This is a genomic window from Streptomyces sp. NBC_00988 (assembly GCF_045162645.1).
Classification (GTDB): Bacteria; Actinomycetota; Actinomycetes; order Streptomycetales; family Streptomycetaceae; genus Streptomyces.
In genome coordinates, this window is the sequence record NZ_CP108730.1 from 9,801,282 (window position 1) to 9,816,850 (window position 15,569).

A 15,569-nucleotide genomic window follows, 5' to 3' on the forward strand; every position below is an offset into this window, starting at 1 on the left:
CCTCGCCGCATAGTCCCGAAAACCGGGGGCGAAAGAACCTGTTCAGCCGATACTTGACCCAATTGGGCCGCCGGATGCGCTCGAACGCCCTCAGATCAGCGAGAGCTGCGTCGGCTCGGACACCGGCTCGTCCGCGGGGTCCGGCGGCTCGGGGATCCGGCGCGGCATCCCCGCGCGCGCGGGACCGATGCCGTACTCCTGCGCCAGGTCGTGGACCTGACGGGTGATCCGGCGCTGGTACCACTTCGGGGCGTACGCGCCCTCCGCGTACAGCCGCTCGTAACGGCGCACCAGGTGCGGGTGGTGCTGCCCGAGCCAGGCCATGAACCACTCGCGGGCACCGGGCCGCAGATGCAGCACCAGGGGAGTCACCGAGCTGGCCCCGGAGGCCGCTATCGCCCTTACGGTGGCGCGCAGTTGGGCCGGGTGGTCGCTCAGGAAGGGGATCACCGGGGCCATCAGGACCCCGACGTCGATGCCGTGCTCGGTCAGTGTCCGTACGGCGTCCAGGCGCCGCTCCGGGGACGGCGTGCCGGGCTCCACCGTGCGCCACAGCGCCGGGTCAGTGAAGCCGACGGAGACGGAGATGCCGACGTCGGTGACCTCGGAGGCCTGCACCAGGAGGTCCAGGTCGCGCAGGATCAGCGTGCCCTTCGTCAGGATCGAGAAGGGGTTCGCGTGGTCGCGCAGGGCGCCGAGGATTCCCGGCATCAGCCGGTAGCGGCCCTCCGCGCGCTGGTAGCAGTCGACGTTCGTGCCCATCGCTATGTGCTCGCCCAGCCAGCGCCGGGAGCCGAGCTGGCGGCGCAGCAGGTCCGGCGCGTTCACCTTGACCACGATCTGCGAGTCGAAGCCGAGGCCGGTGTCGAGGTCCAGGTAGCTGTGCGACTTGCGGGCGAAGCAGTACACGCACGCGTGCGAGCAGCCCCGGTACGGGTTGACCGTCCACTCGAAGGGCATCCGGGAGGCCCCCGGCACCCGGTTGATGATCGAGCGGGCCCGCACCTCGTGGAAGGTGATCCCGCGGAACTCGGGTGTGTCGAAGGTACGGCTGACCACGGCGTCCGCGCCGAACAGCGCGGCGTCGGTCGCCCGGCTGTGGCCGCCGGACTCCACGGTGAGGTTCTCCCAGCGCATGACGCCTCCTAAGTAGGCCTGCCCTCCGAGTGAAACACTTGTTCGAATTACTGTGCAAGTGTCATTCCCGATCGCTTCCGACGCCTTGAGGTACCCCGATTTGGGTGGCCGTGGGCGGGGGTGGTTGGCTTGCCCCGACCCCGAGAACCCATGTCCTGACTCATGTCCTGGAGGAAACCGATGGCGCAGGTCGAGGCGACTACCGAGCGGGTCGTCGCAGCCGACGCGGAGGCTGTCTTCGACGCCCTCGCCGACTACAGCGGCACGCGCGCGAAGGTGCTGCCCGAGCAGTTCAGCGAGTACGAGGTGCGCGAGGGCGGCGACGGCGAGGGCACCCTCGTCCACTGGAAGCTCCAGGCCACCAGCAAGCGCGTCCGCGACTGCCTCCTGGAGGTCAGCGAGCCGACCGAGGGCGAACTGGTCGAGAAGGACCGCAACTCCACCATGGTGACCACCTGGCGGGTCACCCCGGCCGGCGAGGGTAAGTCCCGCGTCGTCGTGACCAGCACGTGGGACGGTGCCACCGGCATCGGCGGCTTCTTCGAGCGCACCTTCGCCCCCAAGGGCCTCGGCCGGATCTACGACCTGGTGCTCGACAGGCTCGCCGCCGAGGTCGAGAAGTAGGCCCCAAGGGCCAAGCCGCCAGGGCGCGTTGGAGCCCTGGCCGCGTCCCTCACCGGTTCGAGTGGATCTCCGTTCGAGCCGGGCGTACGCCGTAACTCGTCACGCTTGCTCGCAGTTGTCGCCTAAAGCGGGAATTGTGCGGCAGGCGCGACGAGGGGAGCGGTACGTGGGCGGGACGACTCTGGTGCAGGACGAACAGGCCCCGGCACCCCCGGAGACGCCGGTCCCCGTACCCGTCGAGAAGCTCGAACTGAGCCCGCGCCGCGTGCGGTTGGTGTTCCTCGGCCTGATGCTCGCGCTGCTGCTGGCGGCCCTCGACCAGATGATCGTCGCCACCGCGCTCCCGAAGATCGTCGGCGAACTGCACGGCCTGGACAAGATGTCCTGGGCGATCACCGCCTACCTCCTCACCTCCACGGTCGGCCTCCCGGTCTACGGCAAACTCGGCGACCTCCTCGGCCGCAAGAGCGTGTTCCAGTTCGCGATCGGCGTCTTCGTCATCGGCTCCGCGCTCTCGGGCCGCGCCCAGTCCATGGACCAACTCATCGCCTTCCGCGCGGTGCAGGGCATCGGCGCCGGCGGCCTCATGATCGGCGTCCAGGCGATCATCGCGGACATCGTGCCGCCCAGGGAGCGAGGCCGCTTCATGGGCCTGATCGGCGCCACCTTCGGACTCGCCTCCGTGGCGGGGCCGTTGCTCGGCGGCTACTTCACCGACCACCTCTCCTGGCGCTGGTGCTTCTACATCAACGTGCCCTTCGGCGTGGTGACGTTCGCCGTCGTGACGGTCGTACTGAAGCTGCCGAAGCCGACCGTCAAGGCGCGCCTCGACATCCTCGGCGCGCTCCTGCTCGCCGCCGCCTCAACATGCCTGGTCCTGCTGACCAGTTGGGGCGGGACCGAGTACGCCTGGGGCTCGCACGTCATCCTCGGGCTCGGTGCGGGTGCCGTGGCCGCCGCGGTCCTCTTCCTCGTCGCCGAGCGCTTCGCGCCCGAACCCCTCATCCCGCTAAGGCTGTTCAGGGACGCCGTCTTCAACGTCACCGCCCTCGTGGGCCTGGTGATCGGGGTCGCGCTGTTCGGGGCCGCCAGCTATCTGCCGACCTTCCTGCAGATGGTCGACGGGGCCAGCGCCACCGAGTCCGGGCTGCTGATGCTGCCCATGATGGGCGGCATCGTCGGCGCGTCCATCGTCTCCGGGCAGCTCATCAGCCACACCGGCCGCTACAAGATCTACCCCCTCCTCGGCGGCGCGCTGGCCACCCTCGGCATGTGGCTGCTGTCCCGGCTCGAAGTCGACACCTCCCGGCTGCAGTACAGCCTTTGGATGGCCGTCCTCGGCGCCGGCATCGGCATGGTGATGCCCGTCCTCGTCCTCGCCGTGCAGAACTCCGTACGGCCCGCCGACCTCGGCACCGCCACCAGCGCCAACAACTACTTCCGGCAGATCGGCGGCAGCGTCGGCGCCGCCATCTTCGGCACCCTGTTCGCCGACCGGCTCGCCGACGCCCTGCGCGACCGCATCCCCGCGCGCGCGGGCGTCGGCCTTCCCGACCCCGAGTCCATCACCCCGCAGCTCGTCCACACGCTGCCCCCGGCCCTGCGCGACGGCTACATCCAGGCGTACGCCGACGCCATGCCGCGGATCTTCCTCTACCTGGTGCCGGTGCTGGCCCTCGGCCTGCTCATCGCCTTCTTCCTCAAGGAGAAACCGCTGGTGTCCCACAACGCCCCCGCCGAGACGTCCGAGGCCGCGTCCTTCAACTCCCCGATCCCGCAGGCCCGTTCGGCGTACGCGGCCGGAATCCCCGTCTGCGGCACGGTGCAGCACCCGGACGGGACCGTCGTGCCCCGGGCCGCGCTGACCCTCATCGACGTCTCCGGCCAGCAGATCGGGCGCGGCGCCAGCGGCGCGGACGGGCGGTACGCGCTGTCGACGCCCGGCTCCGGGTCGTACGTCCTGATCGCGGCGGCCGGCGGGCACCAGCCGCAGGCGGTGTCCGTGACCGTAGGCGAGCGGCCGGTCGAGCTGGACGTCGTCCTCGGCGGCGCCGGACGCCTCGCCGGGAGCGTGCTGACCGCGGACGGCACCCCGGTGCGGGAGGCCGCCGTGACGCTCACGAATGTGCACGGCGAGGTCGTGGCCAGTACCCGCAGCGGGCGCGAAGGCACCTATGTCATCAGCGAGTTGGTGGCCGGCGAGTACACCCTCGCCGCCAGCGCGCCCGCGTTCCGCCCGGCCGCGCTCCCCGTCAGCGTCCAGGCGTCCCGCGAGACCCGCCAGGACGTCGAACTCGCCGGCGGCGCCGTCCTGCGCGGCACCGTCAGGGCGAGCGGCGGGCGGCCCGTCGAGGACGCGCGCGTGACGCTCCTCGACGCGGCGGGCAACGTCGTGGACACCCTCACCACGGGACCCGACGGAACGTTCCGGTTCGTCGACCTGTCCTCCGGCGAGTACACGGTGATCGCCGCCGGGTACCCTCCCGTGGCCACCGTGCTCCAAGTGGCGGGCGGGGGACGCACCGAGCGCGATCTCCAGCTCGGCCACGAGGACTGACTCCTGCCCCACGGAGCGCGGAGGCGTGCGCCGGTGCGATGGAGTGGAACCAATTCCAGGAATGCCACACATCGCCACCGGCCGCACCCGTAGCGTGGTGAGTGGCGGCACAGATCTTGCGGAGCCGTGGGGAGAGAGGGCCTGGGCCATGGACCGTGGCATCGAGCGGGGGACACCTCCCAGTCGCGGGGCCGGGGACGACGTGGTGCTCGAACACACCGCGACGGGCCGGGTCCCCCTCGCTGTGATCCTGATCGACCGTGACGGCCTCGTCTCCCACTGGAGCCGTGGCGCCCGACGCCTGTTCGGCGCCACCAAGGAAGAGGCGATCGGCCAGACGGCCCTCGACCTGCTCCCGGTCTCCGGCGCCCTGCCCGACGAGGAAGAGGCCAGTCCCTACGGCGGGTTCACGGCCTACGACGGACTCGGCCCCGACCTGGAGTCCTCCCTCGACGGCCGCCTGTCCTACCCGGCCGCGGGCCGCGCCCGCCTCAGCGTCCCCGAGCAGGACCGCGTGGACGTCCTGTGGTGGGCGTACCCCCTGGTCGGCCCCGGAAAGGAACGGCTGTTGGTGCTCGCCGCCGACGCGGGCGGCCTGCGCCAGGACCTCCCCGAGGCGGACCGCGCCTTCGAGCGCATAGCGCCGGGCTTCGCCCTGCACACCGACTTCCCCGGCGCCGACGAACTCGCCCGCAGGCTCCCCGAGATCCTGCCCAGCATGAGCGTCGAGGAGAGCGCCCGCATCGTCGCGCAGGTCCTCGAACTCGGCTATCCCGTCCTGGAGTTCAGCCAGAACGAGCGGGTGCCGGTGACCCCCGACTGGGGCGTCGCCCGCCGCACCGAGCGCAAGGCGCGCCGTGAACGGGCCGCCATCGCGGTCGCCGAAGGCCTGCCCGTCCCGCAGGAGGCCGCGGACGAGGGCGAGGACCTCGAATACGTCGCCGTACGCGAGCGGTTGGAGTTCCTCAACGAGGTCAGCGGCCGCATCGGCACCTCGCTCGACCTCGCGCAGACCATCATCGAGGTCAGCAAGGCCGTCGTACCCAAGTTCACGGACGTCGCCGGCACCTATCTCCGCGAACAGGTCGTCGCCGGTGAGGGGTTCCCGGACGGCGTGCCGGACACCACCACCATGTGGCACCGGGTCGCCCTGGAGCACACCGACGAACCCGGCCGCTGGGACGACGTCGTACCGGTCGGCGAGGCCATGCCGTTCCCGGCGCACACCCCGTTCTTCCAGTGCATGACCACCGGCGATCCCGTCCTCGTGCCGCGCATCAGCGAGCAGATGGGGCACATGATCGCCTCGCAGTTCGAGAAGCGCGACATCCGGCCGCTGATCACCGGCCGCTCCATGCTCGTCGTCCCGCTCAAGGCCCGCAACGTCGTCCTCGGCTTCATGATCCTGCTGCGCCACCCGGAGCGCGTCGAGTTCAACGACATGGACCGCGTCACCGGCGCCGAACTCGCCGCCCGCGCGGGCCTCGTGCTCGACAACGCGCGCATGTACACCTACCAGGAGAGTGTCGCGGAGACCCTCCAGGACAGCATGCTGCCGCACATCCCGGCGCGCATGGCGGGCTGCGACATCGCCACCCGCTATCTGCCGGGCACGCTGCTCGGACGGGTCGGCGGCGACTGGTTCGACTCGGTGAAACTGCCCGGCGCCCGCACCGCGCTCGTCGTCGGCGACGTCATGGGCCACGGCCTCAACTCGGCCGCGATGATGGGCCAGTTGCGCACCGCCGTGCAGACCATGGCCGCCATGGACCTCCCGCCCGCCCAACTCCTGCGCAACCTCGACGACTTGGCGCAGCGCCTCGGCGACTCGTACCTCGCGACCTGCCTGTACGTCGTCTACGACCCGATCGCGAGCGAGCTCCACCTCGCCAACGCGGGCCACATCCCGCCGGTGATCGTGCGGGCCGTGGACGGCCGCAGCGAGCTGCTCGACCTGCCCACGGGCGCGCCCATCGGCGTCGGCGGGGTGCCCTTCGAGGCGGTACGCGTGCGCGTGGAGCCCGGCGACCGGCTCGTGATGTGCACCGACGGTCTCGTCGAGGTGCGCGGCGAGGACATCGGCGTAGGACTCGCGGCCCTGAGCGAGTCGGCCGCGCATCCGGCCGCGTCCATGGACGACGCCTGCGACACCATCATCCGCACCCTCAACACCCGCGGCGGCCGCAAGGACGACGTCGCCCTCCTGATGGCCCGCCTCAACGGCATCGAGCCGGACGACGTCGCCGAATGGCGGCTCACCCTCGACCCGATGGAGGCCGGCCGGGCCCGCGCGGTGGTCCGCGAACAGCTCCACGAGTGGGGCCTGGCCAAACTCGCCGACAACGCCGCCCTGTTGGCCGGCGAGCTGGTCACCAACGCCGTACGGCACTCCCACGGCCGCCGGATCGCACTGCGCCTGGTGCGCGGCGACACGCTGCTGTGCGAGGTGGACGACGACGACCCCACCCTGCCGTCCCTGCTGAGTGCGGGCCCCGACGCCGAGTTCGGCCGCGGCCTGCACCTGGTCGGCGCGCTCGCCCGCGAATGGGGCGCCAGCCGTACGACCACGGGCAAGACCGTCTGGTTCGAACTCACCCTGCCGCGCCGCTGACGCGCAGGTGACCGTGGGGGCGCACGAGGCGCACATCGGCGTACACCGGTCGAATGAGCGGTGAAGGAATGCGCCGTGTGCTTGTGAGCGGGACCGGGGCGCGATAGACCGTACTGGCCCGTCACTTATGGCGGAACGGCCTCGCATCCTGGGGAGTTGGGCATGAGCGTGACCAGTCGGTACCGGGAGGCCTGGGAAGGTTTCTGGCGCGAGGCGCCCGACGGACAAGGAGCCGTCTTCTGGGACGCGGCGGCGGCACAGACGGTGGGGCTCCATCTCGCCCTGTTCGAGCCGAAGTTGCGCGACCCCGGTCTGCAGATGGTGGACCTCGGCTGCGGCAACGGCACTCAGACCCGTTTCCTCGCCGACCGGTTCAGCCACGTCGTCGGCGCAGACCTGTCCGCCGCGGCCCTCGACCACGCCCGGCACGACGACCCGGCGGGGCAGGCGACCTACCGGCTGCTGGACGTCGCCGACAAGACCGAGGTCGAGACCCTGCACGCCGAACTCGGCGACGCCAACGTCTACATGAGGGGCGTACTGCACCAGGCCGAGCCCGACGACCGGCAGCCGCTGGTGGAGGGAATCGCCACGCTCATCGGCGAGCGCGGCCACGCCTTCCTCGTCGAACTCGCCGAGGCCGCCCGCCCGATCCTCGGCGAGCTGGCCCAGGACCCGGCAGGGCCGCCGCCGAAGCTCGCCCCGGTCTTCCGCCACGGCATCGCCCCCGGCGAGGTCTCCGACGAGGAGGTGCCGGAACTCCTGCGCGCGGCCGGTCTCACCGTCATCGCGAGCGGTGAACTGCCGCTGATCACCACCGAGTTCACCGCGGACGGCGCGCGCATCGAACTGCCGTCGAAGTGGGTGATCGCGAGCCGTACGACCTGAGACGGCAGGGGGAGGCGGGGCGGCTCACCGCCTCCCCCCACCCGCACTACCCGAACTGGTGCTTGAGGAACGAGCCGGACCACGCCATCAGGTCCGCGGGCACGTAGTACCCCTTCTCGTCGTTGATCGCGTCCCAGTTCTTCGCCACGTCCTCGACCGAGGCGTCGCCGCCCTCGTGCGCGTACCCCTCCGTCGAGGCCAGGAACACCCGCGCGAACCGGCCCGCGCCGGCGGTGTAGATCTCCCCGCTGACCGGGCAGTTCTCGTGCGCGAGATAGGCCACCATCGGCGCGACGGCCGCCGACGGCATGTACGGCATGCCCTCCGCGGTCTCCGTCGGTTCCTCCTCGGGGCCGCCGCCCATCCGGGTCATCGCGGCCGGCGCGATCAGGTTGACCTTGATGTTGTGCGGCTCTCCGGCCAGCTTCGCGCTGCGTGCCATGCCGACCGTGCCCGCCTTCGCGGCGGCGTAGGACAGGTTGTTGTCCATGCCGAACATGCCGCTGGAGGTGGTCAGGACGACCCGGCCGTAGCCCTGCTCGACGAAGTGCGGCCAGGCGGCCCGCATCGTGTTGAACGAACCGAGCAGGTGGACGGCCAAGTGCCGTTCCAGGTTGTCGAGTTCGATCTCCGGCAGGCCCGCGTACCGGATGATCCCGGCGTTGTTGACGAGGACGTCGATCCGGCCGAAGGCCTGGATCGCGGTGTCGATGATGGCCTCGCCGCCGGCCTGCGTGGACACGTCGTGGGTGTCGGCCACGGCCTCCCCGCCGGCGGCGACGATCGAGTCGACGACCTTCTGCGCGGGTCCGGCGTCGGAGCCCTCGCCCTCCATCGACCCGCCCAGGTCGTTGACGACGACCTTCGCCCCGCGCTCCGCCAGCAGACGGGCGTAGGCGCGGCCGAGGCCACGGCCCGCGCCGGTGACGACGGCGACGCGTCCTTCGAAGCCGAACTCGCTCATGGGTGACTCCAGTTGTGTGCGGGTGAAAGCGCCGGTGGCTACCAGGCGACCGGCAGCGCGTGCAGGCCGTAGGCGAGCGCGTCGTCCCGGCGGAACTTCAACTCGTCGAAACCGACGGCCAGTCGGAGGGTCGGGATGCGGCGGTACAACGTGCCGTAGACGACCTGGAGTTCGATGCGGGCGAGTTGCTGGCCCAGGCACTGGTGGATGCCCCACGCGAAGGCGTGATGGTGCCGCGCCTCGCGGGAGATGTCGAACCTCTCCGGCTCGGGGAAGGCCGCCGGGTCCCAGTTGCCCGCGGGCAGCGCGACGACGATGCCCTCGCCGGCCTTGATGGTCACACCCTCGATCTCGATGTCCTCGGCGGCGATCCGCCGCTGCCCGAGCGCCGGGATCGTCAGATAGCGCAGGATCTCCTCGACCGCGTTCGCGACGACCTTCGGGTCGTCCGTCTCGCGCAGCAGGGCGAGTTGCTCGGGGTTCTGGAGGAGCAGGGCGGTGCCCAGGGTGATCATGCTGGCGCTGGTCTCGTGCCCGGCGATCAGCAGGATCATGCACAGCATGACGGCCTCGGGCAGGGTGACCTCACCCGCCTTGATCCGCCCGGCGAAGTCCGAGATGACGTCGTCGCTCGGCTCCTCCATCCGCTTCTGGAGCAGCCCGGCCAGATAGCCGCCCAGCGCCTGGTTGGCCGCCCGGTCCTGCTCGGCGGTCTTGTCGCTCCGGGTCGCCAGCGAGGCGTGCTCCTGGAAGAACTCGTGATCCTCGTACGGCACTCCGAGCAGCGCGCAGATCATCAGCGAGGGCAGCGGCAGCGACAGCGCGGTGTTCAGGTCCGCCGGGTTCGGGCCCGCGAGCATCTTGTCGATCAGCTCGTCGGTGAACCGCTGGATCTCCGGCCGCAGCTTCTCCATCCGGTTGCGCGTGAACGGAGCCGTCATCATGCGGCGGATCCGCGTGTGGTCGGCGCCGTCGGCGTTGAAGATGGTCAGCGGGTGATGGGGGGCGTTCTCCGCCATCGCCTCGTTCGGATACGGGAACCCGGGCTGCTTGTCGTCGGAGCTCATCCGCGGGTCGGACAGGATCACGCGCTGCGCGGCGTGCCCGGTCACCAGCCACGGGGTGCTGCCGTCCCAGATCCGGCCCCGGGACACGGGCGCCTCGTCGTTCAGGGCACGCAGCCCGGCGGGCGGAGCGAACGGGCAGGTGCGGTCCCGCACGCCCGGGTAGTCGAAGAGATCCGCGTCAGGGGCGGCGAGTTCCGTCTCGGCCTCGGACATGGTCGTTCCTCCAGATGAGGGTGGGGGTGGGGGGAGAATGCAGCTGGGGGCTATTCCTCGATACGGATCGCCAGCGCGGGGCACACCGCCGCGGCGTTCCGTACGTCGTCGGCCAGTTCGGCGGGCGGGTTCTCGTTCAGCAGGACGACGATGCCGTCCTCGTCGCGCTGGTCGAACACGTCCATGGCGGCGGCGACGCACTGCCCGGCGGCGACGCATTTGTCCTCGTCGACGACAACCTTCATGGCAACTCTCCTGATCGTTCCGGGTCGTTCAGTGGGCGGGAGCGGGGGAGGGGACCGCGTCGACGATCTCCTGACGGCGCTGTCTGGCCTGCTTGGGCATGTTCCAGCCGAGGATCCCGGTGACCCGGCCGCCGCTGCGGTAGCGCGCGACGAACCGGCGGGTCGCCAACTCCCCCTCGACGACGTCCACTTCGGCGTCGGCCGGCAGGAAGCCGTGCACCTGGAGCTTGGCGTCGAACTGATCGGTCCAGAAGTACGGCACCGGCTCGTAGGCCCGGTCCTCGCCGAGGATCGCCCCGGCGACCGCCATGGCCTGCTCGGTGGCGTTCGTGCGGTTCTCCAGCCGGATCAGCCGGCCGAGCCCCTCGTGCTGCCAGCGGGCCACGTCACCGACGGCGTAGATCCCCGGCGCGGCCCGGCAACGGGAGTCGCACACCACGCCGTTGTCGAGTTCGAGCCCGCTGTCGGCCAGCCACCCCGTCGCCGGGGTCGCCCCGATGGCGACCACCACCACGTCGGCGGGCAGCACCTCGCCCGTGCTCAACTCGACGCCGGTGACACGGCCTTGGTCACCGGTCAGCCCTACGACGCCGTTGCCCAGCCGGAGTTGCACGCCCCGTTCGGTGTGCAGCTCCGCCAGCAGTCCCGACACCAGGGGGCCCACCTGAAGGGCCAGCGGCCCTGTGAGCGGGCCCGCGAGGGTGACGTCCAGGCCCAACGACCGTGCCGTAGCGGCGATTTCGGAGCCGAGAACGCCCTCGCCGACGACCACCAGCCGCGACCCGGCCAGCAGATCCGTCCGCAGGGCGAGCGCGTCGTCGAGGGTGCGCAGTACATGGACACCGGTCAACTCGCCCTGTCCCGGCAGCACTCGGGGCCGTACGCCGGTGGCGATCACGATCGCGTCGGCGCTCAGCTCGCGCCCGGACTCCGTGCGCACGGTCCGGGCCGCCGGGTCCAGGGCGACCGCGGGGTCGCCGAGCACGAACTCGGTGTCGAGACCGGACAGCATCTCCTCGGTGCGCAGTGCGGCGCGGCCCGGTTCCCAGGCGCCGGAGAGGATCTGCTTGGACAGCGGCGGACGGTCGTACGGGGCGTGCGGTTCGGCGCCGAGCACCGTGATCCGGCCCGTGTACCCCTTGCGCCGGAGAGCCTCCACGGTGGTCAGCCCGGACGCGGAGGCGCCCACCACCAGCACGTGGGCCACGGCCCCGGTGTCGTCCTCGATGCTCATGTGCGGCTCCGTTGCAGCGTTGGTGCGATGGTCTGTGCGGGCGCTCAGGCCAGGTAGCGTCCGCCGTTGACGCTGAGGGTCTGGCCGGTGACGTAGGCGGCCTCCTCGGAGGCGAGGTACGCCACCGCGTAGGCGATGTCCTCCGGTTGGCCGGCCCGTTTCATCGGCATGGTGGCGGCGGCCGCCTCCACGTCCACCGGGCCCTCGCGGACCAGAGGCGTGTCGATGAAGCCGGGCGGCACGTGGTTCACGGTGATGCCCTGGCCGATGTACTCGACCGCCAGTGCCCGGGTCAGGGCGATGACGCCGCCCTTGGAGGACGCGTAGTGGGCCATGGCGGGCGCGCCGGTCTGCGCTGAGGACGAGGAGATGTTGACGATCCGGCCCCAGCCCGCCTCGACCATGTCGGGCACCAGTTCCTTGGTGACGAGGAACGGACCCTTGAGGTTGATCCCGATCATGCGGTCCCAGGACGCCTCGGAGATGCTCGTGAACGGCTCGTAGGCGGTGATGCCCGCGTTGTTGACGAGGATCGTGACCGGGCCGAGCTCCTCGCGGGTGCGGGCGGCCGCCCGTGCCACGGCGCCGGCCTCGGCCGCGTCACCGGCGACCGCGATCGCCGTACCGCCGGCTTCCTGGATGGCCGCCGCTGTCTTCTCGGCGCCCTCGCTGTTCAGGTCCCAGACCGCGACCGCGGCTCCCCTGGCCGCGAGCACCGTCGCGATCGCCTGGCCGATGCCGCGACCGCCGCCGGTGACGACGGCGACCTTTCCCTGCAGTGACATGTGCGCTCCCTTGCGCTCGTGCGCGGTGCCGGAGAACCGGACACCGGTGGTCCGGCTATTCGCCCAGGGCCTCGCGGGCCGCGGTGCGGGCCGCCACGGCCCGGGGGAAGCCGGTGTACCCGGCGGAGTGGTAGAGGATCTCGGCCAGCTCGTCCCTGGTCACGCCGTTGGTGAGGGCCACCCGGACGTGGGTCTTCAGCTCGGTCTCGGCGCCGAGCGCGATCAGGATGCCGAGGGTGACCAGGCTGCGGTCGCGCGGGGCGAGGCCCTCGCGGCCCCACAGCGCGCCCCACACGGTGGACAGGCCGATCTCGACGAGATCCTCGCCGAGCTTGCCGTCCCGCATGTCGAGATCGCCCTCGGCGGGAACCACCCCGGGCAGCGCGGCCCGCAGGGCTTTCAGGCCCGCGACGCGCAGATCGGGGGTTTCCTTGACGTCTTCGGCGCTCATGCCCGACTCCCGGTTCATGCGATTGCATTCGTCCCAAGCGAAAGTTAGATCAAACGGTCGGTACAATCAATCCCTGTTACGGATATGGCTGGTCCAGGCTCTCTCCGTCATCGCCATTGATCGGACCCAGCCCCTCATCTACTCTCGGTCTGAATATTCGACCGACTGGTCGAACTATCAAACCAGGGTCATGTGCGAGCCGCAGCCCCAGTCGCCTTGGAGGGCAAATGAGCGAATCTGCGAACCCGGCGGTCCGCGACCGGGTCGACGTGCTGGTCGTCGGCGCGGGCGTCACGGGCATCTACCAGCTGTACAAGGCCCGCGAGGCCGGGTTCTCGGTGCGCCTCCTCGAAGCGGGCACCGGTGTGGGCGGCACCTGGTACTGGAACCGCTACCCCCAGGCGCGCTTCGACTCGGAGAGCTACACCTACGGCTACCTGTTCTCCAAGGAGCTGTGGGAGGAGTGGGAGTGGTCGGAGCGGTTCGCCGGCCAGCCCGAGATCGAGCGGTACTTCAACCACGTCGTCGACCGCTTCGACCTGCGGCGCGACATCCGCACCGGGGTCAAGGTGACCTCGGCCGTCTTCGACGAGCCCTCCGGCACCTGGGCCGTCCGGGGCAGCGACGGCACCGAGGTCCGGGCCCGCTACGTCGTCGCCGCGACCGGCAACCTCTCGGTGCCGTTCATCCCGGGCATCCCGGGACGCGACGACTTCCGCGGCGCGCAGCACCACACCTCGCGCTGGCCGAAGGACCCCATCGACTTCACCGGCAAGCGGGTGGCCCAGATCGGCACCGGCTCCAGCGGGGTGCAGATCATCTCCGCGATCGCGGACGACGTGGCACAGCTGACGGTGTATCAGAAGGACGCCGACTGGCTCACGCCGCTCAACAACGGGCCCATCGCGCCTGAGGAACAGGCGGAGTTGAAGGCGAGCTTCGAGTCCATCCGCGACACGCTGAACACCTCGCCGAGCGGCTTCCTGCACCAGATCGTCATGCGCTCCGGCCTCGACGACAGCCCGGAGGACCGCCAGGCGTTCTACGAGGAGCGGTGGAACGGCCCGGGGTTCACCAAGCTCACCGAGCACTACATGGACATGCTGTCGAACGAGACCGTCAACGCGGAGTGGTGCGCGTTCATGGCCGACAAGATCCGCAGCATCGTCAAGGACCCTGAGACCGCGGACAAGTTGATCCCGAAGGGCCATGGCTACGGCGGCCGCCGGCCCCCCTTCGGCACCGGCTACTACGAGACGTACAACAAGCCGAACGTCAAGCTCGTCGACATCAACACCACGCCGATCACCCGCATCACCGAGGACGGCATCGAAACCGCCGACGGTGTCGAGGAGTTCGACATCATCATCTGGGCGACCGGCTACGACTTCGGCACCGGCGCCCTCAACCGCCTTGGTGTGCAAGGCCGTCAGGGCCTCCCGCTCAAGGAGTACTGGGCGGACGGCCCGCGCACCTACCTCGGCATCGCCACGGCCGGCTTCCCCAACTTCTTCTTCCCCGGCGGCCCGCACGGCGCCACCGGCAACAACCCGCGCTACGCCGGCGACCAGGTGGAGATCGTCACCGACGCCCTCGTCCACGCGCGCGACCACGGCTACGACGTCATCGAGGTGACCGAGGCCGCCGAGGAGGAGTGGACGGACAGCATGAACAACAGCACGATGTCCTCCTTCCTGGAGAGCAGCTACTTCTACGGCGGCAACATCCCCGGCAAGCCGGTCAAGCAGCTCCTCAACCCGACGGGCCGGTGGGCGCTCCAGGAGGCGATCAACGCCGTGAAGGAGAACGAGTTCCCGACGTTCGTGCTCTCCAAGGCCGAGACCCCGGACGCCTGAACGCCCGGACGCCCGTGCCGCCCTGGACGTGGGCGGCACGGGCGTCCGGGTTCTCGCCGGGGCCTACTCCGCGAAGGTCGTGACCCGCCGCTGGAAGCGCCAGGTGCCGTCCTCGCGGCGCAGCACGTCGTCGTAGCGTCCGACCATCTGCACGGTCCAGCCCGTCTCGCCGCGCGCGAAGAACGCCAGGTCGCTGGTGGCCGTCGCCTCGTCCTCGGTCGCGGAGGTGACGACGGTGTTGGCGATCAGGTGCAACTGCGGTGCCTGGGGCGCGAAGCCGCCGAAGCCCTGCCGGATCGCCTCCCGGCCCTCGAACTTGGCCATGCCGACTATCTCGGCGACGCCGTCCGCCGTGTACAGGTCGGCGATGTCGTCGGCCCGTCCGGCGTCCAGGGCCTGGGCATAGGCGGCGATGGCGGTCTGTACGGCCGCCGTGACGGACGCGTCGATCGTGGTGGTCATCTCACTCCAGGGTCGGGAAGGAAGGTCAAGGGGCCTGTGGGGCAGGGCGGTTACGCCTGGTACGTCGTCTTCCTGTGCTGCAGCAGCCAGGTGCCGTTGTGCCGGCGCAGCGTGTCGTCGTAGTGCCCGACCACGCCCACCGCCCAGCCGGCCTCGCCGCGCTGGAGGAAGACCACGTCGCTCAGGGCGCGGGCCTCGTCCTCGCCCGTGGACGTCACGACGGTGTTGGTGACCAGGTGCAGCTGCGGCTGGACCGGCTCCCATCCCTTGAAGGCCGCGTGGATCGCGTCGCGCCCCTCGACCGGGTCCATGCCCGGGATCTCCAGGACGCCGTCGGGGGCGTACTGCGCGACGACGTCGTCGGTGCGGCCGGCGTCCTGGGCCTGGGTGTGCGCGCCGAGTGCGGCCCGTACGCCCGCCACGACCCACGCCTGTGTGGATTCGCTCATTCTTCGCTCCAAGGTCGGGTGTTTCG

At 70.7% G+C, this 15,569-nt stretch carries 14 protein-coding genes; 5 read left to right on the forward strand and 9 right to left on the reverse strand.

Annotated features, from left to right (window positions below; translation table 11 throughout):
* Positions 1-90: 90 nt before the first annotated feature.
* Positions 91-1,137, reverse strand: coding sequence for an Rv2578c family radical SAM protein (locus tag OG496_RS44470; protein ID WP_405974888.1), 1,047 nt, complete (start codon positions 1,135-1,137; stop codon positions 91-93).
* Positions 1,138-1,317: 180 nt separating this feature from the next.
* Between OG496_RS44470 and OG496_RS44475 the strand changes: the two genes are divergently transcribed.
* The 4 genes from OG496_RS44475 (at position 1,318) to OG496_RS44490 (ending at position 7,817) form a co-directional block, all read left to right on the forward strand.
* On the forward strand, positions 1,318-1,761 hold the full coding sequence (locus OG496_RS44475) for an SRPBCC family protein (protein ID WP_399389462.1): 444 nt from the start codon (positions 1,318-1,320) through the stop codon (positions 1,759-1,761).
* 166 nt (positions 1,762-1,927) lie between these two features.
* Positions 1,928-4,318: an MFS transporter gene (locus OG496_RS44480; protein WP_405974889.1), complete on the forward strand. Its 2,391-nt coding sequence runs from the start codon at positions 1,928-1,930 to the stop codon at positions 4,316-4,318.
* A 148-nt stretch (positions 4,319-4,466) separates the two neighbouring features.
* A complete protein-coding gene (locus OG496_RS44485) occupies positions 4,467-6,929 on the forward strand; it encodes a SpoIIE family protein phosphatase (protein ID WP_405974890.1) in 2,463 nt (820 codons plus the stop codon).
* A gap of 162 nt (positions 6,930-7,091) precedes the next feature.
* Entirely contained in the window at positions 7,092-7,817 is a 726-nt protein-coding gene (locus OG496_RS44490) for a class I SAM-dependent methyltransferase (RefSeq protein ID WP_405974891.1), read from the forward strand.
* A gap of 46 nt (positions 7,818-7,863) precedes the next feature.
* Here the strand turns inward: OG496_RS44490 and OG496_RS44495 are convergent, their stop codons facing one another.
* From OG496_RS44495 to OG496_RS44520, 6 genes are read right to left on the reverse strand one after another with little or no spacing between them, the layout of a single operon-like run.
* The gene (locus OG496_RS44495; protein WP_405974892.1) at positions 7,864-8,781 is read right to left on the reverse strand and encodes an SDR family NAD(P)-dependent oxidoreductase; all 918 of its coding nucleotides are present in this window, start codon (positions 8,779-8,781) and stop codon (positions 7,864-7,866) included.
* A gap of 38 nt (positions 8,782-8,819) precedes the next feature.
* Positions 8,820-10,061: a cytochrome P450 gene (locus OG496_RS44500; protein ID WP_405974893.1), complete on the reverse strand. Its 1,242-nt coding sequence runs from the start codon at positions 10,059-10,061 to the stop codon at positions 8,820-8,822.
* Between the two features lie 50 nt (positions 10,062-10,111).
* Positions 10,112-10,306 (reverse strand): ferredoxin, encoded by a 195-nt coding sequence (locus tag OG496_RS44505; protein WP_033279370.1) that lies wholly within the window; start codon positions 10,304-10,306, stop codon positions 10,112-10,114.
* A gap of 28 nt (positions 10,307-10,334) precedes the next feature.
* Complete coding sequence (locus tag OG496_RS44510) at positions 10,335-11,540, reverse strand: NAD(P)/FAD-dependent oxidoreductase (protein ID WP_405974894.1); 1,206 nt, start codon at positions 11,538-11,540, stop codon at positions 10,335-10,337.
* Positions 11,541-11,584: 44 nt separating this feature from the next.
* Entirely contained in the window at positions 11,585-12,325 is a 741-nt protein-coding gene (locus OG496_RS44515; RefSeq protein WP_366493724.1) for an SDR family NAD(P)-dependent oxidoreductase, read from the reverse strand.
* 55 nt (positions 12,326-12,380) lie between these two features.
* Complete coding sequence (locus OG496_RS44520) at positions 12,381-12,776, reverse strand: carboxymuconolactone decarboxylase family protein (RefSeq protein ID WP_366429749.1); 396 nt, start codon at positions 12,774-12,776, stop codon at positions 12,381-12,383.
* A 227-nt stretch (positions 12,777-13,003) separates the two neighbouring features.
* On the opposite strand from OG496_RS44520, the gene OG496_RS44525 reads away from it, so the two are divergent.
* Positions 13,004-14,632, forward strand: a complete 1,629-nt coding sequence (locus OG496_RS44525; protein ID WP_405974895.1) for a flavin-containing monooxygenase — start codon at positions 13,004-13,006, stop codon at positions 14,630-14,632.
* 63 nt (positions 14,633-14,695) lie between these two features.
* Here the strand turns inward: OG496_RS44525 and OG496_RS44530 are convergent, their stop codons facing one another.
* Positions 14,696-15,094 carry a nuclear transport factor 2 family protein gene (locus OG496_RS44530; protein WP_405974896.1) on the reverse strand — a complete coding sequence of 133 codons (399 nt, stop codon included), beginning with the start codon at positions 15,092-15,094 and terminating at the stop codon, positions 14,696-14,698.
* 50 nt (positions 15,095-15,144) lie between these two features.
* Complete coding sequence (locus tag OG496_RS44535; RefSeq protein WP_405974897.1) at positions 15,145-15,543, reverse strand: YybH family protein; 399 nt, start codon at positions 15,541-15,543, stop codon at positions 15,145-15,147.
* Positions 15,544-15,569 lie beyond the last annotated feature (26 nt).

Bases quoted from the DNA above. Each gene is read 5' to 3' on its own strand.
- OG496_RS44470 (WP_405974888.1), bottom strand. From the start codon at position 1,137: ATGCGCTGGGAGAACCTCACCGTGGAGTCCGGCGGCCACAGCCGGGCG.
- OG496_RS44475 (WP_399389462.1), top strand. From the start codon at position 1,318: ATGGCGCAGGTCGAGGCGACTACCGAGCGGGTCGTCGCAGCCGACGCG.
- OG496_RS44485 (WP_405974890.1), top strand. From the start codon at position 4,467: ATGGACCGTGGCATCGAGCGGGGGACACCTCCCAGTCGCGGGGCCGGG.
- OG496_RS44490 (WP_405974891.1), top strand. From the start codon at position 7,092: ATGAGCGTGACCAGTCGGTACCGGGAGGCCTGGGAAGGTTTCTGGCGC.
- OG496_RS44495 (WP_405974892.1), bottom strand. From the start codon at position 8,781: ATGAGCGAGTTCGGCTTCGAAGGACGCGTCGCCGTCGTCACCGGCGCG.
- OG496_RS44500 (WP_405974893.1), bottom strand. From the start codon at position 10,061: ATGTCCGAGGCCGAGACGGAACTCGCCGCCCCTGACGCGGATCTCTTC.
- OG496_RS44505 (WP_033279370.1), bottom strand. From the start codon at position 10,306: ATGAAGGTTGTCGTCGACGAGGACAAATGCGTCGCCGCCGGGCAGTGC.
- OG496_RS44510 (WP_405974894.1), bottom strand. From the start codon at position 11,540: ATGAGCATCGAGGACGACACCGGGGCCGTGGCCCACGTGCTGGTGGTG.
- OG496_RS44515 (WP_366493724.1), bottom strand. From the start codon at position 12,325: ATGTCACTGCAGGGAAAGGTCGCCGTCGTCACCGGCGGCGGTCGCGGC.
- OG496_RS44520 (WP_366429749.1), bottom strand. From the start codon at position 12,776: ATGAGCGCCGAAGACGTCAAGGAAACCCCCGATCTGCGCGTCGCGGGC.
- OG496_RS44525 (WP_405974895.1), top strand. From the start codon at position 13,004: ATGAGCGAATCTGCGAACCCGGCGGTCCGCGACCGGGTCGACGTGCTG.
- OG496_RS44530 (WP_405974896.1), bottom strand. From the start codon at position 15,094: ATGACCACCACGATCGACGCGTCCGTCACGGCGGCCGTACAGACCGCC.
- OG496_RS44535 (WP_405974897.1), bottom strand. From the start codon at position 15,543: ATGAGCGAATCCACACAGGCGTGGGTCGTGGCGGGCGTACGGGCCGCA.